This is a genomic window from Leucobacter sp. MMO-125 (genome assembly GCF_037148395.1).
Taxonomy (GTDB): domain Bacteria; phylum Actinomycetota; class Actinomycetes; order Actinomycetales; family Microbacteriaceae; genus Leucobacter.
Genome location: NZ_JBBCTL010000001.1, coordinates 697,638 through 721,712 on the forward strand (window position 1 = coordinate 697,638; position 24,075 = coordinate 721,712).

Consider the following 24,075-nt stretch of genomic DNA (forward strand, 5'->3'; position numbering starts at 1 on the left):
GTGATGCGCCCGGCGCTAGCGCTCGACCGTGAAGTTGAAGACGCTGGTGTCGAAGTGGTTGTAGCCCTCGTAGTCGATGAGCTCGTACAGCTCGGCTCGGTGCTGCATCTCGTCGAGTTTCGAGGTGAGGTGCCCCTCCTGGTTCAGTGTGTCGAGCGCCCGGCCGGTCGCGCCCATCGCGATCCGCAGCATCGATACCGGCCAGATCACGATGTTCACGCCGATATCGGCGAGTTGCTGCGAGGAGAACAGCTCGCTCTTGCCGAACTCGGTCATGTTCGCGAGGATCGGCACGTCGAGCGCCTTCCGCATCGCCTCGAACTCTTCCAGGGTGCGCATCGCCTCGGGGAAGATCGCGTCGGCGCCGGCGTCGACGAGGGCCTTCGCCCGGTCGACCGCTGCGTCAAGCCCCGCCCGGCCCTCCGCGGTGGCGCGGATGTCGGTGCGCGCCATAATGAGGAAATTCGGATCGCGGCGCGCGTCGACGGCTGCACGGATGCGCTTCGTCGCGGTGGCCTCGTCGACCACCGACTTGTTGTCGAGATGGCCGCAGCGCTTCGGGTTCACCTGATCCTCGATGTGAGTTCCGGCGAGGCCTGCGTCTTCGAGGGTCTGGATCGTGCGCGCCACGTTCATGGGCTCGCCGAAGCCGGTATCGGCGTCGACGATCGCGGGCAGTTCGGTCATGCGGGCGATCTGCTGGGACCGCCCGGCGACCTCGGTGAGCGTGGTGAGGCCGATGTCGGGCAGCCCGAGATCGGCGGAGAGCACGGCACCCGAGATGTAGACGCCGTCGAAGCCCTTGCGCTCGATGAGGCGAGCCGAGAGCGGGTTGAAGGCGCCGGGGAAACGCAGCAGTTCGCCGCTGGCGAGCCGCTCGCGGAAATGACGGCGCTTCTCGGCCGGGGTGGTGGTGGCGTACAGCATCAGAACAGCCCCTTCGGTGCGGCGGCGAGATCGATCACGCCGGGTCGTGCAATGATGTTCAGCGCGCGCACCTCGGCGGCGGTGAGCTCGGGTAGGCGCTGGACGAGGTCGAGGAAGCGGTCGATCTCGGCGGCGTCAAGCACCGGCTCGGCGAGCAGGCGGAACTTCGCGACGTACTGTTCGCGGGCGAAGGGGCGCGCGCCCAGCGGGTGGGCGTCGGCGACGGCGATCTCGTCGACGATCCTGGTGCCGTCGGCGAGCTCGATCTCGACACGACCACCGAAGGACTTCTCGTCCGGATCCTCCGAGTGGTAGCGGCGCGTCCACTCGGCGTCTTCGGCCGTGGTGACCTTGTGCCACAGCTCGACCGTGTCGGGGCGGCCTGCCCGCTCGGGGGTGTAGGAGTCGACGTGGTGCCAACCGCCGTCCTGCAGCGCGACGGCGAAGATGTACGGGATCGAGTGGTCGAGGGTCTCCCGGGAGGCCTGCGGGTCGTACTTCTGAGGGTCGTTTGCGCCGGATCCGATGACGTAGTGGGTGTGGTGGCTCGTGTGCAGCACGATGGCGGTGACGTTCGCCGGGTCGGCGAGATCGGGGCGCTCACGGTGCAGCTTGCGGGCGAGGTCGATCCAGGCCTGAGCCTGGTACTCGGCGGAGTGTTCCTTGGTGTAGCTGTCGAGGATCGCGCGCTTCGGCTCGCCTGCCGCTGGCAGCGGCACCTCGTAGGAAGCATCGGGGCCGTCGAGCATCCACGCGATGACTCCGTCTTCACCCTCGTAGATGGGGTTCGGCGAGGTCTGACCGCGCATGGCGCGGTCGACCGCCTCGACCGCCATCTTGCCCGCGAACGCGGGAGCGTGGGCCTTCCAGGTGGAGATCTCTCCCTTGCGGCTCTGGCGCGTGGCGGTCGTGGTGTGCAGGCCCTGGGCGACGGCCTGCGCGATGGTGGGGACGTCGAGGCCGAGCAGGGTGCCGATGCCTGCCGCAGCCGAGGGGCCGAGGTGGGCGACGTGGTCGATCTTGTGCTTGTGGAGGCACATCGCGCGCACGAGGTCCATCTGAATCTCGTAGCCGGTGGCGATACCGCGAATCAGCGCCGCGCCGTCGGCACCGACGTGCTGTGCAACGGCGAGGATCGGCGGGATGTTGTCGCCGGGGTGGGAGTACTCCGCGGCGAGGAAGGTGTCGTGGTAGTCGAGTTCGCGCACGGCCACACCGTTCGCCCAGGCGGCCCACTCGGGGCTCGTGAGCTTGGCGGCTGCTCCGGTCATGGGCAGGCCGAAAATCGTGGCTCCGGCTCCCCCGGTCGAGACGGGGTGCGAGAGCGCCTGGGCGCGCGCTGCGACGATCGGTGCGCGTGTGAGGGACGCGGCAGCGACAGAGGCGTTGTCGATGATGCGGTTGACGATCATGTCGACGACCTCGGGCTCGACCTCCACGGGGTCGGCTGCGACCTCGGCGATCTTCCAGGCGAGCTGCTGATCGCGGGGCAGCTCTTCTTCGCTCTTGTAGACGCGGACGTGATGGGTGACGGTCATGGCGTTCCTTCCGGGGACGGCGGATCGATTGAGTGCAGGATCGAGCTGAGGGCGTGGTGCAGGTGCACGTGGGTGGCGTGCGCGGCAAGCTCGGCGTCGCCGCGGGAGATCGCCTCGGCGATCAGGGCGTGTTCGGAGACCGATGCGGCGAGGCGGTCGCGGTTGTCGCGGGCGAGGCGACGCGCACGGGCAAGGTGGGTGCGGATCGTGCGCAGCGCACTAACGAGGTAAGCATTGTCAACGGCGGCGTCGAGTTCCGCGTCGAAGCGGGCGATAAGGGCGTAGTAGTCGTCGGCGGCGAGTGCTCCTGCCTCGGGGTGCGCGCGATCGAAGGCAGCGGCGAGCGCTGCGAAGGCGGAGCGCTCTCCACGCTGGGCGGCGAGCCGTGCCGCGGTCTCTTCGAGAGCACGGCGCGCCTCAAAGAGCGCCCGGATGTCGGCGGCGTCGAAGCCGGAGACGACAAGCACCCGGGGCGATTGCTGTCGCACGAGCCCCTCGGCCGAGAGACGGCGGATCGCCTCGCGCATCGGAGTGCGGCTCACACCGACGCGCTCGGCCTGCTCGACCTCGCCGATCACGGTACCCGGGGGCAGTGCGCCGCTCTGGATCTCCTCCAGCAGGGCCGCATAGGCCCGGTCGCTCGCGCGAATCGGCTGCTCACTCACCCCATCAGCGTATACACAAAGCGCGCATTACTGCAATCAAATGCGAGAATTTGCCATTTGTGTATACGCAAACCGGGGTGGTAGTCCTAGCCGATGAGGCTCGGCTGCAGATCGCGCAGCGTGCGCGAACGCATCATGCGAGCCACCCCGAGCGCCGCCAGCAGCACCGCAGCGACCAAGAACAGCGCCAGCTTCACAGCGTCGGCCCCCGCATGCCCCAGATCGCCGCCGTACATCAGCTGCCGCAGCCCATCAACAGCGAACGACATCGGCAAATAATGATGCAGCGCGGCCAGCGGAGCAGGCAGCGTCTGCCATGGGAATGTTCCACCCGCGGTGACCAACTGCAACACCATCAGCACCAGACCGAGGAACTGCCCGACACTGCCGAGCCACACGTTCAACGCAAGAATGATCGCCGCGAAGGTGGCTGACGCGAGCGCCATGAACGCGTACGCCGGCAACGGATGCGTCACCCCGAACCCGAGCGACCCTGCCACAATCCCGAACAGGGCCAACATCTGCACCGCGCCGAGCAGCGCAGGCGTCGCCCAGCCCGCAATCGCAACCCGCACAGGCGCGTGAAGCGCGGTAACCGCACGCCGCGAAACAGGCTTCAAGATCAGGAAGAGCGCATAAATACCGATCCACGCCGCCAGACTCACGAAGAACGGAGCAAGACCCGCGCCATACGTGCCGGCAGAGGTCACCTTCGAGGTGCGCACGTCAACTGGATCCGCAATGTTCGCAGCCTGCCGACCCCGCAACTCCTCGCTGCTATCCGGGATCTGCTCCACCCCCTGCGCAAGCCCATCACGCAACTGCGCAGTGCCATCGAGCAAGGCGCCCAGCCCCCCGTCGAGGGTCTGCGCACCAGCATCCAACTCCGCGAGACCGCTGTCGAGCCGGGCCGCCCCATCAGCCGCCGAAGCAATCCCCGAGGCCAGCTGCGGGCTCGCATCAGCGAGCGCACGGGATCCATCAGCAAGCTGCCGGGCACCCGAAGCAAGTGCGTCGAGCTGAGCGCTCGCACCCTGCACGCGATTGTTCGCCTCGCCGAGCACCGCCCCAGCGCCATTCAGCCGCTGCTCGACAGCCGCCACCACCGCAGGATCGACGCCGGCCGCGGCGAGATCCGCGACAATGGCATCACGATCAGCGGCAAGACGATCCACCGCCTGAGCACTCGCACCCGCAACCTCACGACCCAGCTGCGCCACCTGCGCGTTCCCATCAGCCACCTGCGCCGCGCCACTCGCAAGCCGCTCGCTCTGCGCTGGCAGCTGCGCCGTTGCGTCGCGCAGCTGGCCCAGCCCACTCGCAAGCTCAGACGAGCCGGCGTGAGCCTGCTGAGCGCCGTCTGCGAGGCGGTGCGCGCCATCCTGCGCCGTGGCCGCACCATCTGCGAGCTGCGCAGCCCCATCACGAGCATCCACAAGCGACACCCGGATCTCGGCCACGCCGTCGAGCATGGACCGTGCCGCCTCCTGATTCACCGACCGCACCACCTGCTGGCGGATCTGCTTCACGGCCTGCTCGCCGATCGTCGACGCCAGATAGCTGTTGGCGTCGTTCGTCGTGAGAATCACCTCGGCACGATGCGGATCATCACCGCGCGACGAACCCAGTGCCTCACTAAAATCACGGGGAAGGGTGACCGAGAAATCGTAGGCGCCATCTTCAACCCCGCGCGCAGCCTCCCGTGCCGACACCCGATGCCAGTCAAAGCTGCCATCCTCGATGAGGTTGCGGGCGACCTCGTCACCGATCGTGCGTCGCGCATCGCCCTGCTGCACCCCGACATCAGACACCACAAGTGCAACAGGCACCTGATCGAGCTTCGCGTAGGGATCCTGATTCGCCCACAGATAGAGGCCACCGTAGAGCAGCGGCACGCACATCAAGGCAACGAAGGCGATGCGGGCCATCGGTGTCGCCCACAGCCGCGAAAACTCCGAACGAATCATCTGCGGAATCTTCACGGGCGATCCTCCCCATTCGGGTGCACCTGGTGTTCCGCGGGTGTCAGTGGGTGCTGGGAGACTGGACCATCAGCACGCAGCGGGGCAACCTCGCCCGTGCCCCAACCACCGGGAGCCGCGGTGATCGCAGCTCGAGAAGCGAGACCCGCGATCACCAGAATCGCAGCCCCCCGGCTCGCCAGATCGCAAGCAATCGCCCACCACTCCGAAGGGTCACCGCCATGACGATCCGGCGACACGAGCACGAGGCCATCAGTGCCCGGTCGATCGAGTGCGAGCTCGCACAGCACCCGCACCCGTGCGCCCGGAGGGAGATCTGCCATCGGCGTGCGCGCGTGCTGCGCAACACCCAGATCTTCGAGCACACGTCGCACCGCAAACGGACCGCGGGGGCGACCCGCGAACATCAGCTCCTCAGCAACCACGTCAGCGAGGCGCACGTCACCGTGCGGCTCGCTCACCTCGGGCGCGTCGACAAGGGCCAGCCGACGCCGCAGCGCCCGCGCATCCGGGGCTCCGTCGATCGTCACCTCACCCGAGTCGGGCCGCATGCGGCCGGTGACGATGAGACCGAGCACCGTGGGCCGCTGGGCAGTCTCGGCCTCGACGAACACCGCAGTGCCCGAAGCCAAGTGCACCTCGGTAGGAGGCAAGGCCCGACCACCCGGCCCCTTGCTCACCGAACTCGCACGCACCCGCATTCGGGCTCCCTCCGACTCTTTCCACTGCACATCAGCACTCCGGAGTGTACCGCCGCCAGAACCTCTCTCCGCGCACCCCAGACGTAAGGTGCAGGTGCGAAGCCGGACTCGCAGACGCCCTCCCGTGCCGGGCCGTGTTCTACCCCCAGACCCGAGCCCCCTCCCAAAGAACCCGCCCGCCCCACCTGCAAAACCCAACCTCATCTACGGAACCCGACCCCCGCCTACAACCCGAGCCCCCCACCTGCAGAACCCGACCGGCAGACCCCGGCTTCAGAAATCGGCGATCACGATCTTCTTCATCTCCATCATGTGCGCGTAGGCATCGGGGCGCTGCATCAGCTCCCCCATGTTTGCCGGCACAATTTGCCAACTCACACCGAAGCGATCCGCAAGCCAGCCGCACTGCTCAGCCTCGGGCACCGCTGAGAGCGCCTCCCACAGAGCGTCAATCTCAGCCTGATCGTCGCACTGCACTTCGAGCGAGACCCCACAACCGAAGTCGAACGGCTGTTCAACACCCGAATCCATCACCGCGAACCACTGCCCGCCCACACGGAAATCGCCGTACATGAGCGCCTCTGCGCTCGCCGGCCCCGAGGGTACACCGTAGGGGAAGCGGCCGCCCGCCGCAGCGTCACTGAACACGGCAGTGTAGAAATCTATGGCCTCCGAGGCCCGGTTTTGCGCCCGCCCGGAGAACATGAGCGACGGGACGATGAACGGACGCGGCTCGCCTGCGGGGTCGGTGAGCATGAGCTGCCAGCTCACGCCAAAGCGATCCTGCACCCAGCCGTAGCGTCGGCTGAACGGATACTCCCCCAAATCCATGAGCACGCTGCCACCCTTGGAGAGCAGGCTCCACAGCTGGTCGAGCTGCGCCCGCGCGGCGTCTTCGTCGCCGCCAAACATGAGCGGATCGAAGTTCAGCATGAACGAGATCGACGGATTCGGCGCGAACTCGTCGCCCGCGTTGATGAGCGTCAGGCGCGTCGTGTCGGCGCGTCGCGGATCAGGGATGTCGACCGACACGGTAAGGGGCGCGCCCGCGAACTCCAGCTGGAAGTCGAGCAGGCCGCTATCCGGGTAGCGCGCCTCGACCGTCGAGCTAGCCCCCGGAAAGGCCCGCGCGTAGAAATCACCGACCTGCTCGGCGTTGCGGTTGCACCAGATGTTGGGAATGATCTTCTGAGCGGTCATGATCGCCTCCTCGCGATGGTGCTCTTCAGTATCCTCGCAACCACCGACACTGACAACGGAAAGACAGCATTCACGCGAGCTCAGCCTGCGATCCGCGCACAGCTACGATCACACGCGGCCACGATCCGCGATCCGCATCAATCAAGCACCGCCTACGATCCGCCTCAATCAAGCACCGCGGTCGCCTCGATCTCGATGAGCACATGCGGTTCAAACAGCGCCGCAACACCGATCAGCGTTGCGGGCGGCATCGGCTGCGGGATCCCGAGCTCCTGCGCAACCGCCGCGATTCCGGCCAAAAAATCATCGTGCTTCTCGGTGCGCCAATCGGTGAGGTAGAACCGCAGCCGCACCACGTCGGCGAAGCTTGCGCCCGCCCCGGCCAGGCCCGCCGCAACATTGCGCAACGCCTGCGCCACCTGGCCACTCAAATCACCGGGCGCGACCGCCGCACCCTGCGCATTCACAGACACCTGCCCGGCAACGCACACCGTGCGGCTGCCTGTGCCGACAGCCACGTGCCGAAACGGCACCTCCTGAGCCAGCCCCTCCGGGCTCAATAGTTCAACGCTCACTGCGACGCTCCTTCGCGCTCTGCCTGCGGCGCACGGCACATGCCGCACCCACCCCAGTCGTACCCGAGCACAGGCAGCATCGGCAAACATCCCACCCAGCCGTGCACCGCAGGTCAAGCCCCGAGCGCTGCACCGCAGTTGCGCAGACGCATGCGCCAGAACCACCTCAAGACGACAGTTGCCCGCGCATCTGCGACACTATCCGGGAATAGTGCCGAAGATGCGCGGGCAAGTTCGTGAGAGACCGAGAGACCAAGAGGCTCAGGATCCGCCAAGGAACCAATCGGTGGCGGGAACCGCCCCCGGCCCCTACTCCCGCAGCTTCGCGTCGAAGGCCAGCTCAGCCGCGGCGACACCCGCGAGCTTCGCCTCGCTCGCCTCTTCGGCTTTCAGGGTGCGGTCGGCAGCGCGGAAGCGCAGCGCAAAGGTGATCGCCTTCTGCCCCTCCTCAATGCCGGTGCCGCGGTAATCGTCGACGATCCGCGCCTGTTCAAGCAGTTCGCCGGCTCCCGCCACCACAACGGCGAGCACATCACCAGCAGGCACCTCATCGGCGACCACAAGGGTGAGATCCTGCGTGGCCGCAGGGTAGCTCGACAGCGGAGCAGTCTCGGGCTCACGCGGAGCGAGCGCGATAACACGGTCAAGGTCGAGCTCGAAAGCAGCGACACGACCGGGCAGGTGATGCGCTGCCACCAGTTCAGGCAGCAGCTCACCCGCGACACCCACGACCTCAAGACCGCCCTCGTCACCATCGGAGTCATCGGCTACGCGGATCGCCAGCTCAGCCGTGCGGCCCGGGTGGAACGCGCGATGCGCGCCCTGCGAAACCACGAGCTCCGCCGACACCGCACTGGCAACCGTGCGGGCCGCGTCGAGGGCGTCAGCCCAGTCGAAGGCGCGCGCAGCCTCGCCCGGCTGCTTGGCAACGGCTTCCCCGAGCAGCAGACCGGCGGCGCGGCGCGGCTGAGCTGGAATCGAAGCGTTCAGTTGAGCGAGCACTTCGTCGGAGGGGCGCTCGGCCAGCGGCGGCACCGTCTCGGTGCCGATCTGGCCAGCTGCGGTTGACGGTTCGAACACCGCACCGAACTCGACGAGCGCCACATCGGTCATGCCGCGCGACACATTGCGCTGCGCTGCGGTCACGAGGCCCGGCAGCAGCGAGCGGCGCAGGAACGGCGCCTCACCGTCAAGCGGGTTCGCGAGGCGCACCGCATCGACGGGAGCATCGGCGTCGATGTCAGCGGGCTCTGCGCCCGCGCCGAACGCGGTGAGCTGCGCACGCGACACGAAGGGGTAGCTCTGCACCTCGTCGAGACCGGCAGCGGTCACCACGTTCGCCGCGCGACGGCGCAGGCGCTGCTCTCGGGTGAGCCCGCGACCGGCAGGGGCGACGGGCAGTTCCGAGGGAATGCGGTCGTAGCCGACGATGCGGGCGACCTCTTCGATGAGATCTGCGGGGCGCGACAGGTCGCTGCGCCAGCTGGGCGGCGAGACGAGCAGCACACCGGGCTCCGCCAGCGAAACCTCGCAGCCGATCATCTCGATCGCGCCACGGATCTCGTCGTCGCTGTAGTCGGCGCCGAGCAGGCCATTGACGCTCGCCATCGGCAGGCGCACCTCCGGGGCCTCCCACGGTGCGACGATGTCACAGCCGAGTTCGTCGGCAGTGCCGCCGGCGAGCTCCACGAGCAGATCGACCATGCGCTGCGCTGCGGCGCGCGCCACGAGCGGATCGACGCCTCGCTCGAAGCGCTTGGACGCCTCGCTCGGCAGCTTGTGGCGGCGCGAGGAGCGCGCGATCGACACGGGGTCGAAGGTGGCTGCCTCGATGAGCACGTCGGTGGTGTGTTCGTCTGCCTTGGTGGATTCGCCGCCCATGACGCCCGCGAGGCCGATCACACCGGAGTCGTCGACGATCACGAGATCTTCGGGGTGCAGTGCGCGCTTCTGACCGTCGAGCGTCACCAGCTCTTCGCCGGCTTGCGCGCGACGCACCGTGATGCCGCCCTGCAGCTTCGCGAGGTCGTAGGCATGCAGCGGGTTACCCAGTTCAAGCATCACGTAGTTCGAGATGTCGACCTCGAGCGACAGTGAACGAATGCCCGCGAGCTGCAGGCGCGCCACCATCCACGCCGGCGTGGGGCGCGACTGGTCGATGCCGCGCACGACGCGGGTCACGAAGCCTGTCGCTCCTGCGCGCCCGCGGATGGGTGCGTCATCGGCGAGGGTGACGGGGAAGCCCGATGCGGGGGCCGGATCGCTCGCGAGCGCCGGATCGGTGAAGGCGGCCCCCGTGGCGTGAGCGTATTCACGGGCGACGCCGCGGATGGAGAAGGCGTAGCCGCGATCCGGGGTGACATTGATTTCGACAGCGGTCTGATCGATGCCGAGCAGCGCCTTCGCATCGGTGCCGGGCACGAGCTGCGCAGGGTCGAAGCCGAGGCGTGACAGCACGATGATGCCGTCGTGGTCGTCGCCGAGCGACAGCTCACGCGCCGACGCGATCATGCCGTCGGAGACGTGGCCGTAAGTCTTGCGGGCGGCGATTTCGAATCCGCCCGGCAGCACGGCGCCGGGCAGGGTCGCTACCACCTTGTCGCCCGCTTCGAAGTTGTGAGCACCGCAGACGATGCCGCGCACGTCTTCGCCGCCGTCGGCGGCACGCTCCCCCTCGGGGGCGACGCGCACCTGGCACCAATTCACGGTTTTGCCGTTGGAGTGCTCCTCGGGTTCGCGCGAGAGCACTTCGCCGACGACCACGGGGCCGGTGACATCAAATCGGCGGATCGACTCTTCCTCGAAGCCCACGCGCACGAGGTCGGCGTGCACCTGCTCCGGGGTGACGTCGTCGGGCAGCGAGACGAACTCGCCGAGCCAGCTGAGTGGAACGCGCATTAGACCAGTCCTCCGAACTGACGGTTGAAGCGAACGTCGCCCTCGACCATGTCTCGCATGTCGTTGAGGTCGTTGCGGAACTGCAGGGTACGTTCGATGCCCATGCCGAACGCGAAGCCCTGGTACTCCTCGGGGTCGATGCCTGCCGCGAGGAGCACCTTCGGGTCGACCATGCCGCAGCCGCCCCATTCGACCCAGCGTGCGCCGCCCTTGGCGTTGGGCTGCCACACGTCCATCTCGGCGGAGGGCTCGGTGAAGGGAAAGAAGTTGGGGCGCAGGCGGATCTTCGCCTCGTCGCCGAACATCTGCCTGGCGAAGTGTTCGAGCGTGCCGCGCAGGTGAGCCATGGTGAGGCCGCGGTCGATCGCGAGGCCCTCGATCTGCTGGAACACGGGTGTGTGCGTCGCGTCGAGTTCGTCGGTGCGGTACACGCGGCCGGGGGCCACCACGTAGACGGGCAGTTCGCGTTCGAGCAGCGCACGAATCTGCACCGGCGAGGTGTGGGTGCGCAGCAGCAGGTGACGGTCGGCGGGTTCAACAAAGAAGGTGTCTTGCATGGCACGGGCGGGGTGGTCGGGGTCGAAGCCGAGGGCGTCGAAGTTGAACCACTCGTGCTCGATCTCGGGGCCTTCCGCGATCTCCCAGCCCATGCCGATGAAGATGTCGGAGGCTTCTTCCTGCAGCTGGGCGAGCGGGTGGCGGGTGCCTGCGGCACGGCGCACGGGCGCCGCGGTGACGTCGACGGTCTCGGCGACGAGACGGGCGGCTGCTTCTTGCTCGGCGAGTTCGGTCTCGCGCCCCTGGTAGGCGCCCTCGATGCGGCCGCGCGCCTGGCCCATCAGCTTGCCGGTGGCGGCTTTCTCCTCCTTGGGCACCTGACGCATGAGCGCGTTGAGCTTCGCGATGGCGGAGCCCTCACCGGCGTGCTCGGTGCGGGCGGCCTTCAGCTCTGCGACGGAGCTTGCTGCTGCGAAGGCGGCGAGGGCCGCTTCGACGGCGGCGTCGACCGCTGGCTGGGTGATCGGGTTGGACGGCTGCGGCTGCTGGGCCTCGCCCGCCCCTGCGGGGTTCGTTTCACTCGCTGACACGAGGCACCATTCTACCGGTTCAGCGGCTGGCCTTCCCCACCACTTCGACGAGCAATTCGGCGAGGGCGGCCCGGTCACCCGCCGCGTTCAGTCGGTTGAGCGCCGCGGCGAGCGCGCCGGACACCGTGACTCGGTGGCGCCGGCCGTCGATCTCGATCGTGAACGAGACCGTTTCGGGCACGGGGGCGTCGAGACCGAGGGGTTCGCCGGGTTCGTCGGGGTCGACCGGGTGGAAGCGCACTTCGGCGCCGGGAGCCAGCTGCGCGACGCGATCCAGGTCGGCGTCGATGACGGTGCCGATGACCGGGTAGCCTCCGGTGACGGGGTGGTCGGCGAGGAAGAGCACCGGCAGGCCGTTCGGCGGCACCTGCACGGAGCCACGGGTCATTCCCCCAGTGGCGAGCTCTCCCGGGCGGGAGCGGGTAAGCGGATCGCCGTCGAGTCGGAGGCCGACGCGGTTGGATCGCGGCGAGACCCGCCACGCCTGGCTGATGAAGGCAGCGCGGGCGTCGGCGGTGAACCAGTCATCGCGAGGGCCCGGCACGAAGCGCAGCACGGCGCGCCGCGCGGTCGGGGGCTGGGCGGCGGATCGGGTGAGATCCGAATCCGGGCGCGCTCCCCCCGGTTCCGGCCCGAGCGCGAGCATGTCGCCCGAGCTAAGCGGAGGCGTTCCGAGCCCCGAAAGGCTGTCGTACGCGGCGCTGCCGAGCACCTCGCGCCCCGTCGCGAGGCCGCCCTGCACGGCAAGGTAGTTTCGTAGGCCGCGCCGTGGGGCCCCGATGTGCAAGGTTTCTCCAGCGCTCAGCTCGACGGCGTCGCCGAGCGGCACGGCGCGCGGCACACTGGGTTCGGCAGATTCGACTCTGATCTCGGCCTCGGCGCCGGTCACGGCGATCCGCAGCGCGCGATGCGCCCGCAGCACGAGGCCGCCGTTCAGGTGTTCGAGTCCGGCAACGCCGGGCGCGTTGCCGACCGCGAGGTTGGCTCGCTGCAGTGCGCCGCGGTCGAGCGCGCCCGATGCGGTAACGCCAAGAGCGGCGTGGCCCTGGCGCCCAGCATCTTGCACGAGGGTGAGCAGGCCCGGGTCGAGCACGGTAAGGGCGGGCTGGGCAGCGGGTGCGGCGGGGCTTGCCTGGGCTACTGATTTCCTGAGGCGCGGATCGCGGGGTGCCTGACCGCCTGCCTCCCCCAGCGCAAGGCGCACGACTTCCCGCACTGCACGAAACCGTACTGTGTCGCCGGGCGCGACGCGGGCCGGGCGATCCTGGGCCTCGTCCCACATGCGCTCACCCGTGCGCCCGATCAGCCGCCAGCCGCCGGGCGACGCCCCCGGATAGACGGCCGAGAGGCCGCCCGCGAGTGCGACTGAACCCATTGGCACCGTGGTGCGTGGCGAGGCAAGGCGAGGCACCTCAAGACGTGGATCGCCGCCGGCGAGATAAACGAAACCCGGTGCGAATCCGCCAAAGGCCGCGCGCCACGCGGTTTCCGTGTGAGCGGCGATCACGCCGTCGTGGCCGAGCCCAGTCAGCTCGCCTACCTCGACGAGATCATCGCCGTCGTAGACCACGTCGATCGTCACCTCGTCACCGGCAGCCTCACCCGCCGAGATCCGCTCGTCGAACCCGGCGACCGTCTCGGCGACGCGTCGCACCGCCGCGCGATCGACGCAGACCACGAGCACCGTGCGGGCGGCGGGCACGACGTCGATCATGCCCGGGGGGTCGAGTTCGCGCAGCCGGGCGGCGACGCCCAGCACCCGGTCGATGTCCGGCAGCTCGACGATGCAGGCGCGGTCGCCGACGGGCCGCACCCGGAACACGCCGCCGGCGAACACTACGCAAAGCTCCTGATCGAGACACCCACGCCTTCAAGTGCAGCACGAACTTCACGGGCGAGTCGCACCGCCGCCGGATCGTCGCCATGCAGACAGATACTGTCAGCTGCGATGGCGAGCTCGGTGCCGTCAAGCGCGATGATCCGCCCCTCAGTGGCGATCCGCAGCGCCTGCGCAACAGCAGCCTCCGGCGCGAGCAGCGCGCCGGGGAGCCCCCGGCGCACGAGCGTGCCGTCGGGCAGGTAGCCGCGATCCGCGAAGGCCTCAGTGACGGTGCGCAGCCCCGCATCCCGCGCCACCCGCTCGATCACCGAGCCGGGCAGCACCATCAGCGGCAGCGAATCGTCGAGCTCGAGAATGGCCCGCGTCACCGCGCGCGCCTGATCTTCGCGCACCGTGACGGCGTTGTAGAGCCCACCATGCGGCTTCACGTAGCGCACCTCGGTGCCCACGCTGCGCGCCACCGCCTGCACCGCGCCGATCTGGTAGATCACCTCGTCGGTCAGCTCGCTCAGGTCGACATCCATGAAGCGGCGGCCGAAGCCCTCGAAGTCGCGGTAGCCAGGATGCGCCCCCACCGTCACCCCCAGCTCGGCGGCGCGACGACAGGTGAGGCGGATGCCTCCCGGCTCGCCCGCGTGGAACCCGCACGCCACGTTCGCGCTCGAGATGGAGGGCAGCACCGCGGCGTCGTCGAACACCCGCCCGCCGCCCGACTCGCCGAGATCGCTGTTCAGGTCGATGCGGCCGGTCATCTCCCGGGTCTGCTCACTGCGGGACATGCACCCTCCTCGACGAAACCGGCGGCGCAGCGCGCCTCTCCTTCCTATTCTCCCGCAGCCTGCTTGCCACTAGCCCACCCGATCCGCACCGCTGATGCGTCGAGGTCACCCGTGTGGTCGTTTCCCCGGCCCGCAAACGACCACACGGGTGACCTCGATGCAGGTGGGGGTAGGGCGGAGTGCGGGGCGTGGCTCGGGCAGCGCGGGCGCAGCAGTAGACTGATGGGTATGCAGGGATTGCGGTCGCAGGAGCGCGCTCATGGGAGCGCCGTCTCGCATCGCATCCCCATGAGCCGTGGTGCGCGTACCGCGCGGGGTGCGGCGGGTGCGCTCGCGGCCACGCTACTCGCCGCGGCCTCACACGGGATCGCCGGCGGTGCGATCACCTGGCCGGCGGTCGCGGTGACCGCGATCCTCGCCCTCCCGCTCTGCACCGCTCTTGCGGGCCGTATCGCCTCACTGTGGCGGCTCGCCGCGGCCGTGGGCATCGCGCAATTCCTCTACCACTGGATCTTCGCCGGTATCGATCTCGTCGGCACCGCCCAGACCGGCCCCGCGGTCTCGCCGCACGCCGCCCACCTCGCCGCACTGCAGAACTTCGCGCCGGAGGTCGCGACCCCGGCCTCAGCAGACGCTGCGATGTGGCTCGGCCACGCCATCGCGGCAGTGCTCACCGTCGCACTGCTGCACCGCGGCGAGCACGCCTGGCTCGCCCTCGGCCGCCTCGTGCGTCGCGTGCTGCCGCGGCCCCGCCCCCGGCTCGTCGCAGTGTCGTGGCGCCCCGCGATCCGCCCCCTCATCTTCCGTGCGCCGCTACGCACACGCACCTCCGCCCACTCCGCGATCAGTCACCGCGGCCCTCCCGCGCTCTCGTTCTCCGCATAGGGGTGCGCCCGTGCTCGCGCTGCGAGCGCGCACGGCGATACCCTCACTCACCAGAACTCCGCCCGGAGCACTGCAGTGCCGTATGCGCGCACGCCGTGCTGCCCGGGTCGAACGAGAAAGACAACCATGCACACCACTGCTTCACCGCGACGCACCCGCATCGCAAGCCTCGGCCTCGCGGCGCTCGCCGCGATCGGCCTCACCCTCGGCGTCGCTTCTCCGACGCTCGCCCACGACGAACTCGTCGACCGCAGCATCGTCGCCACCGATGATGGCCGCGTCGACGCGATCCGCCTGAGCTTCAGCAACAGCATCATCGAGGTCGGCACCGAGATCGTCGTCACCTCGGCCGACGGTGCCGACATGACCGATGGGGCACCTCAGATCGCCGGGCCCGACGTGGTGCAGCCGCTCACCGCGGATCTGCCCGAGGGTGACTACGACGTGGCCTGGCGCGTCGTGTCGAGCGACGGCCACCCCATCGACGGGTCCTTCGTGCTGCGACTGTCAAAGCCCGATGCCTGGCAGGCCGAAGGGGCCGCCCTCGTTGAACCTGACCAGAGGCTCACGGAAGGCTCCGAGCAGAAACCCACCGAAGGCACCGATGCCGCCCACGAGGGCGAGGGCCACGACAGCGCCGACCACGGCACCGACACGACGTCCGAAGAGGGCGGCCTGTCGACAGGCGCCATCGCAGCGATCTCCATCGGCGCCGTACTCGTCGCCGGCGGCGCACTCGCCGCGGTGCTCATCGGCCAGCGCCGACGCGCCGCAGGCATGAACGCCGACGCCGCAAACAAGGAGGACCGCGCATGATCAACGTTCGCTCCCTCACTCGCAGCCGCGCCGCCCGTTCTGTGGCAGCGCTCTCCGCAGCCGTGCTCCTGCTGGCCGGCTGCTCAACCTCCGCGCCCACGAGCGACACCAGCGCAGCTGGCGCACCGAACACCGACTTCGTCGACGGCTGGGCGAAAGCCGGCGATGAGGGCGGCATGACGGGTGTGTTCGGCACCCTCGAAAACAACGGTGACGAGGATCTTGTGATCGCGTCTGTCACCAGTGAGTCGGCGGCCAGCGCCGAACTGCATGAGGTGACCTCGGCCGGAGTGATGCAAGAAATCGCGGGCGACGTCACCGTGCCGGCAGGCGACTCAATCGAGTTCGTGCCTGGCGGCAACCACATCATGCTCATGGGCCTCACCGCTGCCCTGCTCGCGGGCGAGGAAGTGCCCATCACGATCACATTCACCGATGGCAGCAGCATCTCTTTCTCGGTGCTGGTAAAGGCTTACTCGGGAGCCAACGAGAGCTACGACGAATCGGGCGAGCACGGCGGCATGGGAGAGCACGGCGGCACCGGTGAGCACAGCGGTTCTGGCGAGCACAGCGAATCCGGTGAGCAGGACGGCCATGCCGGGCACTGAGCCCGCGCCTCGCACAGCCTCAACCCAGCCCGACGCCACGGGGAGCACCGTTTCCTCCGGAGACCCCGGCTCCTCAGATCCCGGCTCGGCCGCGGTGGGGCGCGCAGCTGCGCGTCCCACCGCGGGGCCGCCTTCCGGCCCCCAGATCGGTCGCCGGGCGCTGCTCACAAGCGGTGCTCTCGGAGCTGGGCTCGGGGCCGTGCTGGGCGTTGGCGGAACGCTCGGCGTCGGCGCGGCCAGGAGCGCAGCCGATCCCCCGCCTCCGGGGGCTGCTGCGGCAGCTGAAACCGAACCCTCGCTCGGCCCGGGCGGGGATCTGCCCGGTTTCGGCGGTGAGACGCTGCCCTGCCACGGCGCACACCAGGCTGGGGTCACCACAGTGCCCGCCGCTCATGTGCACTACGCCGCGTACCGTCTGCTGCCGAGCACCGATGCGGCAGCGCTGCGCCGCATGTTCCGGGTGCTGACGGGCGACATCGAGGGGCTCACCTCGGGTGAGGCGCCGCTCGCAGACCCGGAGCCGGAGCTGGCCGCGCGGCCGGCTCGGCTGACGGTGACCGTCGGGGTGGGGCCAGCACTGGTCGACCGCGCCGGTGCTGCTCGGCCGCCGTGGCTCGGTCCGCTGCCGAGCTTTGAGAGGGACCGGCTGAGCGGAGACTTCGATGGCGGCGATCTGCTGCTGGCGATCGAGGCCGACGATCCGCTGCCGATTTCGCATGCGGCCCGCATGCTGGATCGGGATCTCACCAGTTTCGCCGAGCCGTTGTGGCGGCAGCGCGGCTTCCGCCGTGCACGCGGTTCCGAGGGTGACGGCACCACGATGCGCAATCTCATGGGGCAGCTCGACGGCACCGTGAATCCGGCCCCGGCGGATCCGGGCTTCTCGGGGCTGGTGTGGTTGGGCCGAGATGCTGGCTGGCTTGCGGGTGGTTCCGCGTTCGTGCTGCGGCGGATCCGCATGGAGCTCGACACCTGGGACCGGGTGGATCGCCCCGGCCGCGAGCAGGCTGTGGGTCGCAGGCTTTTCGACGGCGCGCCGCTGAGCGCCCCCGAGGGCGCCGGTGAACACACGCCCGCCGATTTTGCGGCGAAGGATGAGCGGGGCTTGAGCGTGATACCCGTAGCCTCGCATATTCGCCGAGCGCACTCAGCGGATCCGTCCGAGCGGATCGTGCGCCGGGCCGCGAACTACGATGATGGGCATGAGGCGGGGCTGCTGTTCGGCTGTTTCCAACGCGATCCGCTCACGCAGTTCGTGCCGATCCAACGCCGGCTGGACGAGGCCGATCTGCTCAACGAGTGGGTCACCCACGTCGGCTCGGCGGTGTTCGCGGTGCTGCCTGGTTTCCGGGCGGGGCAGACGCTGGGGGCGTCGCTGTTCGCATAGCCGCATTCGGTGCCGGGCCCGGGTCGCGGGCTCGGCACTGCGGCTGTGGTGGCGGATCGCGGCGGCGGATCACGGCAGCTGCTGAGCCGGGCCTGCAGCTCGGCCGCTCCAGCAGCAGCGCCGTTACGGCAGTGGGATTGCGGCGAGGGCCTGCGTCGCTTGCCCCAGATATGCGCAGGCGCCCGAGGCGATGCCAGCTGCGAGCAGGCAGGCGGTGAGGAGCGCAGTCGGCACGAGGATGACGGGGCGGCGCAGGAGTGTGATGAACCTCATGATTCCATCGTCGCCGAGCCGCCACGGCACCGCATCGGCCCGCAGTACCCCGCGGGTAGTACCACAGACTGAGATCGTCGTAGCCGCCGGGTGCGCCTGGCGGGAACGCGCTATCCGCGCTGCGAGAAGGCGGTTTCGTAGAGCAGAACGCTCGCGGCGGTAGCCAGGTTCAGCGACTCGGCTGCACCGTAGATGGGCAGTTTGAGCGAGCGATCGGTCAAGCCACGGTCGGCTTCGCTGAGGCCACGGGCCTCATTACCGAACACCCAGGCCACAGGGCCTTCGAGCAGCCCCTCCGCGCGAGCCTCGAGCAGCTCCGCACCGCGCACGTCGGCCGCCAGTGAGGTGAGCCCGGCCGCTCGCGCGGCGTCGATGGCCTCTGCGAGCGTGGACGCGACGGCGACCGGCAGATGGAATAGGGAGCCTGTCGTCGAGCGCACCACTTTCGGGTGGAACGGGTCGATGCTTTCCCCCGAGAAGATCACGGCGTCGGCACCGGCCGCATCGGCGGCACGCAGCACCGTGCCGGAGTTGCCAGGGTCTCTGATCTCGTGCAGGATCGCGACGAGCCGCGCACCGCGCAGTGTCTCTGCGAGGTCGGTGCGCCAGCTCTGCGCCACCGCGACAACGCCCTGGGGGTTGACGGTTTCGCTCATCGCTGCGATGACCTCATCGGTGGCCCGTTCGATCCGCACGCCGGCGTCTGAGGCGAGGCGGTCAATCTCGTGCTGCCAGGCTTCGGTGCCTGTTGAGGCGTAGACGGTCTCTGCGAGTTCCGGCCGGTGCACGAGGAGTTCGCGCACTGACTGCGGCCCTTCTACGAGGAACCGCCCCTGTTCGTGGCGTTCCTTCTTGCGCACGAGGGCGGCGGCCCGCTTGATCCGGGGGGCCTTCGGGTTGCTGAGGATCGCATCGTTCACCCGTCCACACTACCCGCGGGATGCAGAAGAACCCCGTCACCGAGCCGGTGACGGGGTTCTTCAGAACGTCAGGTGCTTACGCAGCCTTCGGTGCCGAGGTGTCCTCGGGGAGAGCGTTCTTGGCAACCTCAACGAGCGTCGCGAAAGCGGCGGGCTCGTTGACAGCAAGCTCGGCGAGCATGCGGCGGTCGACCTCGACACCCGCGAGGCCGAGGCCCTGGATGAAGCGGTTGTAGGTGAGGCCGTTCGCGCGCGCACCGGCGTTGATGCGCTGGATCCACAGGCGGCGGAAGTCGCCCTTCTTCTTGCGACGATCGTTGTACGCGTAGACGAGCGAGTGGGTGACCTGCTCCTTCGCCTTCCGGTACAGGCGCGAACGCTGTCCGCGGTAGCCCTCGGCGCGCTCGAGAATAACGCGACGCTTCTTGTGGGCGTTTACTGCCCGCTTGACTCTAGCCATTTCAGTTCTTCCTTACGAAAATCTCAGGTGAAAGCTTGTGCTCGCGGCTTAGTGGCCGAGGAGCTTCATCGCCTGCTTGGCGTCGCCCTTGGCGAGCACCTGCTCAGCGTTCAGGCGGCGCTTGCGCTTCGAGGACTTCACCTCGAGGTTGTGGCGCATGCCGGCCTGCTGCTTCATCAGCTTGCCGGAGCCGGTGAGCTTGAAGCGCTTCTTGGCCCCCGAGTGGGTCTTCTGCTTGGGCATCGATTTCTCCTTGTTGTGTGCGCGCCGCGAACGGCTGCGTATTGCACGGGGCAGCTGCGCGAGGCAGTGCGCCGTAGATTACTCGCCGGCGGGGGCGGGCCCTGCCGCCTTGTCCGCCTTGCGGATGGCCTTCTCCTCGGCGCGGCGGGCGTTCTGCTCGGCCTTCGCCTCGGACTTGTTCTTGACCGGGGTGATCACCATGACCATGTTGCGGCCGTCGATGCGGGGTCGCGACTCGACGGTGCCGAACTCGGCGATGTCTTCGGCGAACTGCTGCAGCAGGCGCACGCCCATCTCGGGACGCGACTGCTCGCGGCCGCGGAAGAGGATCATGGCCTTCACCTTGTCGCCCTGCGCAAGGAAGCCGATGGCACGCTTCGTCTTGGTCTCGTAGTCGTGCTTGTCGATCTTCAGGCGGAAACGGACCTCTTTGAGAACCGTGTTGGCCTGGTTGCGACGGGCTTCCTTCTGCTTCTGAGCTGCCTCGTACTTGAACTTGCCGAAGTCCATGATCTTCGCCACGGGAGGCTTCGAGTTCGGGGCAACCTCAACGAGATCAAGATCGGCGTCGGCCGCCATGCGCAGCGCAGTCTCGATCGGGACGACCCCGACCTGCTCGCCACTGGGTCCTACCAGTCGCACCTCGGGGACGCGGATTCTGTCATTCGTACGGGGATCGCTGATCGCCGGCTCCTCTGATCTCAGGTGAAGTGCGCCCCGGTTCGGAGCGACGGAGGGAGATCAGGGCCGCGCAAGCGCTGCCCGCACCCTTGTAAGCTGCCGCGAACGGCGGGGTGCCAACTACCCGGTAACCTTGAAGGCGGTGCCGGGTGGGAGAATCTCCTCTTCCGCATCTCGGCAAGTAGCCGAGAACCACAGGCAACTTTAGCACAGATATTCATCGAATAGTCAGGACATCATGAGCGAGAACCCGCAGCAGGACGCATCGATCCACGAGGCCGAGGCGCAGACCGCGGCTCAGGCGGCGCGCGACATCGCCGAGGTGCCCGCGGTCGAGGTCATCACCGCAGCCGCGGTGAATCTGCTCAGCGCTGCCGCGATCAAGTGCGGTCTCGCCGACGACCCCGAGACCCAGACCGACCTCGATGAGGCACGCAAGCTCATCAATGCCCTGGCAGGCCTCATCACTGCCGGCGCCCCCGAGATCAGCGATTCGCACGCTCGGCCGCTGCGCGACGGCCTGCGCTCGGTGCAGCTCGCCTTCCGCGAAGCCTCCGCCATTCCCGACGCCCCTGGCGCCGGCCCGGGTGAGAAGTACACCGGCTCGGTCATCTGAGCGGGTCTCCCCCGCCACTCATCAGCCGATACCTGAATCTGCCGTGCCTTCGACCGCCGCCGACACCGCTGAGCAGGGACGTCCTGCGCGGGCCGGGGTCGCGCAGGGCATGCGCGATTCTCTCGGGGTGGGGATCGGCATCTTCCCTCTCGGAGTGGCGCTCGGCATGCTGGTCGTGCAAGCCGGCCTGCCTTGGTGGCTCGCCCCTGCACTCTCAGTGGGGATCTTCGCGGGATCGGTGGAACTGCTCATGGTGAGCATGCTCGCCTCAGCGACGCCGCTCATCACCATCGCCGCCACCGTTTTCGCACTCAATTTCCGGCACGTCTTCTATGCACTCTCCTTCCCACTGTCACATGTACGGCGAGGGTGGCCGCGGGCCTACTCCGTCTACGCGCTCATAGACGAGGCCTACGCCACCTACGCGCTGATGCCGCCCCAGCAGCTCAGTTCGACGCGGATCGTGACCGGGCAGCTCACCATGCAGGCGTATTGGGTGGCCGGCGGTCTCGTGGGCGCGGCGGTCGCCTCCTCACTGCCCAACCCGATCGAGGGCTTCGAGTTCGCACTGTACGCGCTGTTCATCGTGATGACCCTCGACGCCGCGCGGAGCCGCCGCGAGATCCCGTCGATCGCACTCGCCGGACTGGCTGTAACCGTGGCGATCGTCGTCGCGCCGGACTCGCCGCTGATTGTGGGACTGATGATCTTCACGGCCCTCCTCATCGCACGCCATTTTTGGAGGCGCCGGCACTCGGACGCCCGCAGCACGAGCGGAGGCGACGACGATGCCTGACGCGCCTGTCTGGTACCTACTCGCGGCAGTCGCACTGGGCGGTGTCATCACCCTCGGGCTGCGCGCCATCCCGTTCGCCGTGCTGAAGCCACTGCGCAAGTCGAGGCTCGTGCAACGGCTCGGCACCTGGATGCCCGCCGGGCTGCTGCTGATCCTGGTGGTCGTGGTGCTGCGTGACGAGTTCATCGCCCGCCCCGGTGAGCTCTGGGCACTCGCGATCGCTACTGCGGTGACCGTCGCCGTGCACCTACTCCTCGGCAGACGGGCACTGCTCAGCATCGCGGCCGGCACCGCCTGTTACGTGCTATTACTCAACCTCTGGTGAACGATCCGGGTTGTCTGCCCGGCGTCGCTCACGTGTCGCGAATGGGCGGCAGATCGTAAACTTCTTCGCCGGCAGGGTCGTCTCCCCCTGCCGGATACTCTGCGACCTCTGGCCGCCGCGCGAGGAACAGGGCGCTCACCAGGAGGCCGCCCCACACGATCACGGCGGCGAGCACCAGGAACAGGATTGCGATCGGAGTCATCGCGCACCTCCCTCGGTTGAGGCGGCGTCGGCCGCTCGGTGTGGTGTGGCTGCTGGGCCGGCCCGGCGCCCGGACACCTCGAGCGGGGGCCAGGGGGTGAAGCGATCTGGTGCGACCTTCCACGGCAGCACCGTGAGCACGATCGACCCGGCGATCATCAGCAGCACGGAGCCCCAGCCCACCACGAGCAGGTAGCCGGGGTCGTACCCCTCATAGGGTTCGGCGATCAGGGAGACCACTGTTGCGATGAGCATGTAGCCGAGCACCACGGGCCCCAGCACCGAGACCAGGAACAGCCAGGCGCGGCCGACCTTGAAGGTGGAAAGGGTGCTGAGGTGACCGCTCAGCTCGCGGCCGGCGCGACGAATCCAGAGCACGGTGATCGTGGTGACCACCGCCGAGGCGACGATACCGATGTTGTTGGCCCAGTTGTCGATGGTGTCGAGTGCGATGAGACCGGATGTGGTGCCAAAGAGCACGACGGAGATTACCGCGAGCACCCCACCCAGGCCGTAGGCGGCCGTCTTGCGGCTGATGCCGAACTTGTCGATGATCCCGGCGAAGACGACCTCGAGGATGGAGATCAGCGAGGTCAGTGCCGCGAGTGTGAGCGATCCGAAGAACAGTGCACCGAAGAACGGGCCGCCAGGCATCTCGGCCACGATTGCGGGGAATGTCATGAAGGCGAGCCCCACGCCGGTGAGCCCTTCGAGTTCGCTCACCGCAATGCCCTGCTGGTAGGCGAAGAAGCCCAGCGTGGCGAAGACGCCGATGCCCGCAAGAATCTCGAACGAGGAGTTGGCGAACGCCACGACGAGGCCCGGCGTGGTCATGTTCGAGCGACGTTTGCGGTAGGAGGCGTAGGTCATCATGATGCCGAATGCCACCGACAGCGAGAAGAAGATCTGGCTGTAGGCAGCCACCCACACTCCCGGGTCGGCGAGAGCCGAGAAGTCAGGGGTGAACAGCGCGTTCAGACCTTCGGCTGCGCCGGGCAGCATGAGCGCCCGCACCACGAGCACCAGAAAACCGACGACGAGCAGCGGCAGCGCGATCATGTTGAGCCGCTGCACGCCGTTGACAACCCCGGCACCGAGCACGATGAGTGCGATCACCCACGCCAGCACCAGCGGAATCAGCACGCCGGGCACGAACTCCATCGTGAACGGTGCATCGGAGAGCTTGAGGTACTCGCCGACGAAGAAGCCTGTCGCATCATCACCCCACGGAATGCTGAACGAGAAGACGAAGTAGCTCGCAGCCCACGCCAGCACCGCGGTGTAGTAGACGGCGATGAAGATGCAGATCATCACCTGGAACCAACCGATGCCCTCACCCAGCTTGCCCGCGATGCGACGCAGGGCAAGCGGTGCCGAACCGCGGAAGCGATGGCCGATGGCGTAGTCGAGGAAGAGGATCGGGATACCAGCGGTGAGCAACGCCACGATATACGGGATGAGGAAGGCGCCTCCGCCGTTTTCGTAGGCGACGCCTGGGAATCGCCAGATGTTGCCCAGGCCGACTGCGGAACCGATGGCCGAGACGATGAAGCCGATCTGCCCGGTCCACTCCGCGCGCGGCGCTGCGGCGGGGGTGTGAGATGTCATGTGGCGCCCCTTCGTTGCCAGCTCGATGTGTACGCGAGCGTAACAGCTGCCGCCGACACGCGC

Annotated in this window: 25 protein-coding genes; 7 read left to right on the top strand and 18 right to left on the bottom strand. The window is 68.3% G+C overall.

Annotated features, from left to right (window positions below; all coding sequences use genetic code 11):
- Positions 1-15: 15 nt before the first annotated feature.
- From prpB to WFI54_RS03200, 11 genes are all read right to left on the bottom strand, one after another.
- Positions 16-927 (bottom strand): methylisocitrate lyase, encoded by a 912-nt coding sequence (gene prpB / locus WFI54_RS03150; protein WP_336651335.1) that lies wholly within the window; start codon positions 925-927, stop codon positions 16-18.
- Positions 927-2,465 carry an MmgE/PrpD family protein gene (locus WFI54_RS03155; protein WP_336651336.1) on the bottom strand — a complete coding sequence of 513 codons (1,539 nt, stop codon included), beginning with the start codon at positions 2,463-2,465 and terminating at the stop codon, positions 927-929. The genes prpB and WFI54_RS03155 overlap by 1 nt, the downstream gene beginning before the upstream one ends.
- A complete protein-coding gene (locus WFI54_RS03160) occupies positions 2,462-3,115 on the bottom strand; it encodes a GntR family transcriptional regulator (protein ID WP_336651649.1) in 654 nt (217 codons plus the stop codon). Before WFI54_RS03160 ends, WFI54_RS03155 begins: the two co-directional genes overlap by 4 nt.
- A 101-nt stretch (positions 3,116-3,216) precedes the next feature.
- Positions 3,217-5,112, bottom strand: a complete 1,896-nt coding sequence (locus WFI54_RS03165) for a YhgE/Pip domain-containing protein (protein WP_336651337.1) — start codon at positions 5,110-5,112, stop codon at positions 3,217-3,219.
- Positions 5,109-5,750 (bottom strand): hypothetical protein, encoded by a 642-nt coding sequence (locus tag WFI54_RS03170; protein WP_336651338.1) that lies wholly within the window; start codon positions 5,748-5,750, stop codon positions 5,109-5,111. Before WFI54_RS03170 ends, WFI54_RS03165 begins: the two co-directional genes overlap by 4 nt.
- 336 nt (positions 5,751-6,086) lie before the next feature.
- A complete protein-coding gene (locus WFI54_RS03175; RefSeq protein ID WP_336651339.1) occupies positions 6,087-7,013 on the bottom strand; it encodes a VOC family protein in 927 nt (308 codons plus the stop codon).
- A gap of 164 nt (positions 7,014-7,177) precedes the next feature.
- A complete protein-coding gene (locus tag WFI54_RS03180; protein ID WP_336651340.1) occupies positions 7,178-7,588 on the bottom strand; it encodes a RidA family protein in 411 nt (136 codons plus the stop codon).
- A gap of 309 nt (positions 7,589-7,897) precedes the next feature.
- Positions 7,898-10,486: a phenylalanine--tRNA ligase subunit beta gene (pheT, locus tag WFI54_RS03185; protein ID WP_336651341.1), complete on the bottom strand. Its 2,589-nt coding sequence runs from the start codon at positions 10,484-10,486 to the stop codon at positions 7,898-7,900.
- Positions 10,486-11,574 carry a phenylalanine--tRNA ligase subunit alpha gene (gene pheS / locus WFI54_RS03190; protein ID WP_336651342.1) on the bottom strand — a complete coding sequence of 363 codons (1,089 nt, stop codon included), beginning with the start codon at positions 11,572-11,574 and terminating at the stop codon, positions 10,486-10,488. The genes pheT and pheS overlap by 1 nt, the downstream gene beginning before the upstream one ends.
- A gap of 19 nt (positions 11,575-11,593) precedes the next feature.
- Positions 11,594-13,411 carry a 5-oxoprolinase/urea amidolyase family protein gene (locus WFI54_RS03195; protein WP_336651343.1) on the bottom strand — a complete coding sequence of 606 codons (1,818 nt, stop codon included), beginning with the start codon at positions 13,409-13,411 and terminating at the stop codon, positions 11,594-11,596.
- Complete coding sequence (locus tag WFI54_RS03200; RefSeq protein WP_336651344.1) at positions 13,411-14,193, bottom strand: LamB/YcsF family protein; 783 nt, start codon at positions 14,191-14,193, stop codon at positions 13,411-13,413. Before WFI54_RS03200 ends, WFI54_RS03195 begins: the two co-directional genes overlap by 1 nt.
- 228 nt (positions 14,194-14,421) lie before the next feature.
- Between WFI54_RS03200 and WFI54_RS03205 the strand changes: the two genes are divergently transcribed.
- The 4 genes from WFI54_RS03205 (at position 14,422) to WFI54_RS03220 (ending at position 17,889) form a co-directional block, all read left to right on the top strand.
- Positions 14,422-15,078, top strand: a complete 657-nt coding sequence (locus WFI54_RS03205; protein ID WP_336651345.1) for a hypothetical protein — start codon at positions 14,422-14,424, stop codon at positions 15,076-15,078.
- 126 nt (positions 15,079-15,204) lie between these two features.
- Entirely contained in the window at positions 15,205-15,894 is a 690-nt protein-coding gene (locus WFI54_RS03210; RefSeq protein WP_336651346.1) for a copper resistance CopC family protein, read from the top strand.
- Complete coding sequence (locus tag WFI54_RS03215) at positions 15,891-16,502, top strand: copper chaperone PCu(A)C (protein ID WP_336651347.1); 612 nt, start codon at positions 15,891-15,893, stop codon at positions 16,500-16,502. The genes WFI54_RS03210 and WFI54_RS03215 overlap by 4 nt, the downstream gene beginning before the upstream one ends.
- Entirely contained in the window at positions 16,489-17,889 is a 1,401-nt protein-coding gene (locus tag WFI54_RS03220) for a Dyp-type peroxidase (protein ID WP_336651348.1), read from the top strand. Before WFI54_RS03215 ends, WFI54_RS03220 begins: the two co-directional genes overlap by 14 nt.
- A gap of 123 nt (positions 17,890-18,012) precedes the next feature.
- Here WFI54_RS03220 and WFI54_RS03225 read toward each other — a convergent pair whose 3' ends face one another.
- From WFI54_RS03225 to infC, 5 genes are all read right to left on the bottom strand, one after another.
- Entirely contained in the window at positions 18,013-18,162 is a 150-nt protein-coding gene (locus tag WFI54_RS03225) for a hypothetical protein (protein WP_336651349.1), read from the bottom strand.
- A 110-nt stretch (positions 18,163-18,272) separates the two neighbouring features.
- Positions 18,273-19,082, bottom strand: a complete 810-nt coding sequence (locus WFI54_RS03230) for a TrmH family RNA methyltransferase (protein ID WP_336651350.1) — start codon at positions 19,080-19,082, stop codon at positions 18,273-18,275.
- 76 nt (positions 19,083-19,158) lie between these two features.
- Positions 19,159-19,542, bottom strand: a complete 384-nt coding sequence (gene rplT / locus WFI54_RS03235; protein ID WP_024356295.1) for a 50S ribosomal protein L20 — start codon at positions 19,540-19,542, stop codon at positions 19,159-19,161.
- A gap of 48 nt (positions 19,543-19,590) precedes the next feature.
- Complete coding sequence (rpmI, locus tag WFI54_RS03240) at positions 19,591-19,785, bottom strand: 50S ribosomal protein L35 (protein ID WP_024356294.1); 195 nt, start codon at positions 19,783-19,785, stop codon at positions 19,591-19,593.
- Positions 19,786-19,863: 78 nt separating this feature from the next.
- Positions 19,864-20,427: a translation initiation factor IF-3 gene (gene infC / locus WFI54_RS03245; RefSeq protein WP_442918360.1), complete on the bottom strand. Its 564-nt coding sequence runs from the start codon at positions 20,425-20,427 to the stop codon at positions 19,864-19,866.
- Between the two features lie 277 nt (positions 20,428-20,704).
- Between infC and WFI54_RS03250 the strand changes: the two genes are divergently transcribed.
- From WFI54_RS03250 to WFI54_RS03260, 3 genes are read left to right on the top strand one after another with little or no spacing between them, the layout of a single operon-like run.
- Positions 20,705-21,082, top strand: coding sequence for a DUF1844 domain-containing protein (locus tag WFI54_RS03250; RefSeq protein ID WP_336651351.1), 378 nt, complete (start codon positions 20,705-20,707; stop codon positions 21,080-21,082).
- 43 nt (positions 21,083-21,125) lie between these two features.
- Complete coding sequence (locus tag WFI54_RS03255) at positions 21,126-21,878, top strand: AzlC family ABC transporter permease (protein ID WP_336651352.1); 753 nt, start codon at positions 21,126-21,128, stop codon at positions 21,876-21,878.
- On the top strand, positions 21,871-22,203 hold the full coding sequence (locus tag WFI54_RS03260; RefSeq protein WP_336651353.1) for a branched-chain amino acid transporter permease: 333 nt from the start codon (positions 21,871-21,873) through the stop codon (positions 22,201-22,203). Before WFI54_RS03255 ends, WFI54_RS03260 begins: the two co-directional genes overlap by 8 nt.
- A gap of 28 nt (positions 22,204-22,231) precedes the next feature.
- Here the strand turns inward: WFI54_RS03260 and WFI54_RS03265 are convergent, their stop codons facing one another.
- The gene (locus WFI54_RS03265) at positions 22,232-22,405 is read right to left on the bottom strand and encodes a methionine/alanine import family NSS transporter small subunit (protein WP_336651354.1); all 174 of its coding nucleotides are present in this window, start codon (positions 22,403-22,405) and stop codon (positions 22,232-22,234) included.
- Positions 22,402-24,012, bottom strand: a complete 1,611-nt coding sequence (locus tag WFI54_RS03270; protein WP_336651355.1) for a sodium-dependent transporter — start codon at positions 24,010-24,012, stop codon at positions 22,402-22,404. Before WFI54_RS03270 ends, WFI54_RS03265 begins: the two co-directional genes overlap by 4 nt.
- Positions 24,013-24,075 lie beyond the last annotated feature (63 nt).

Bases quoted from the DNA above. Each gene is read 5' to 3' on its own strand.
- prpB (WP_336651335.1), bottom strand. From the start codon at position 927: ATGCTGTACGCCACCACCACCCCGGCCGAGAAGCGCCGTCATTTCCGC.
- WFI54_RS03155 (WP_336651336.1), bottom strand. From the start codon at position 2,465: ATGACCGTCACCCATCACGTCCGCGTCTACAAGAGCGAAGAAGAGCTG.
- WFI54_RS03175 (WP_336651339.1), bottom strand. From the start codon at position 7,013: ATGACCGCTCAGAAGATCATTCCCAACATCTGGTGCAACCGCAACGCC.
- pheT (WP_336651341.1), bottom strand. From the start codon at position 10,486: ATGCGCGTTCCACTCAGCTGGCTCGGCGAGTTCGTCTCGCTGCCCGAC.
- WFI54_RS03200 (WP_336651344.1), bottom strand. From the start codon at position 14,193: ATGTCCCGCAGTGAGCAGACCCGGGAGATGACCGGCCGCATCGACCTG.
- WFI54_RS03205 (WP_336651345.1), top strand. From the start codon at position 14,422: ATGCAGGGATTGCGGTCGCAGGAGCGCGCTCATGGGAGCGCCGTCTCG.
- WFI54_RS03210 (WP_336651346.1), top strand. From the start codon at position 15,205: ATGCACACCACTGCTTCACCGCGACGCACCCGCATCGCAAGCCTCGGC.
- WFI54_RS03215 (WP_336651347.1), top strand. From the start codon at position 15,891: ATGATCAACGTTCGCTCCCTCACTCGCAGCCGCGCCGCCCGTTCTGTG.
- WFI54_RS03220 (WP_336651348.1), top strand. From the start codon at position 16,489: ATGCCGGGCACTGAGCCCGCGCCTCGCACAGCCTCAACCCAGCCCGAC.
- WFI54_RS03225 (WP_336651349.1), bottom strand. From the start codon at position 18,162: ATGAGGTTCATCACACTCCTGCGCCGCCCCGTCATCCTCGTGCCGACT.
- rplT (WP_024356295.1), bottom strand. From the start codon at position 19,542: ATGGCTAGAGTCAAGCGGGCAGTAAACGCCCACAAGAAGCGTCGCGTT.
- rpmI (WP_024356294.1), bottom strand. From the start codon at position 19,785: ATGCCCAAGCAGAAGACCCACTCGGGGGCCAAGAAGCGCTTCAAGCTC.
- WFI54_RS03250 (WP_336651351.1), top strand. From the start codon at position 20,705: ATGAGCGAGAACCCGCAGCAGGACGCATCGATCCACGAGGCCGAGGCG.
- WFI54_RS03260 (WP_336651353.1), top strand. From the start codon at position 21,871: ATGCCTGACGCGCCTGTCTGGTACCTACTCGCGGCAGTCGCACTGGGC.
- WFI54_RS03265 (WP_336651354.1), bottom strand. From the start codon at position 22,405: ATGACTCCGATCGCAATCCTGTTCCTGGTGCTCGCCGCCGTGATCGTG.
- WFI54_RS03270 (WP_336651355.1), bottom strand. From the start codon at position 24,012: ATGACATCTCACACCCCCGCCGCAGCGCCGCGCGCGGAGTGGACCGGG.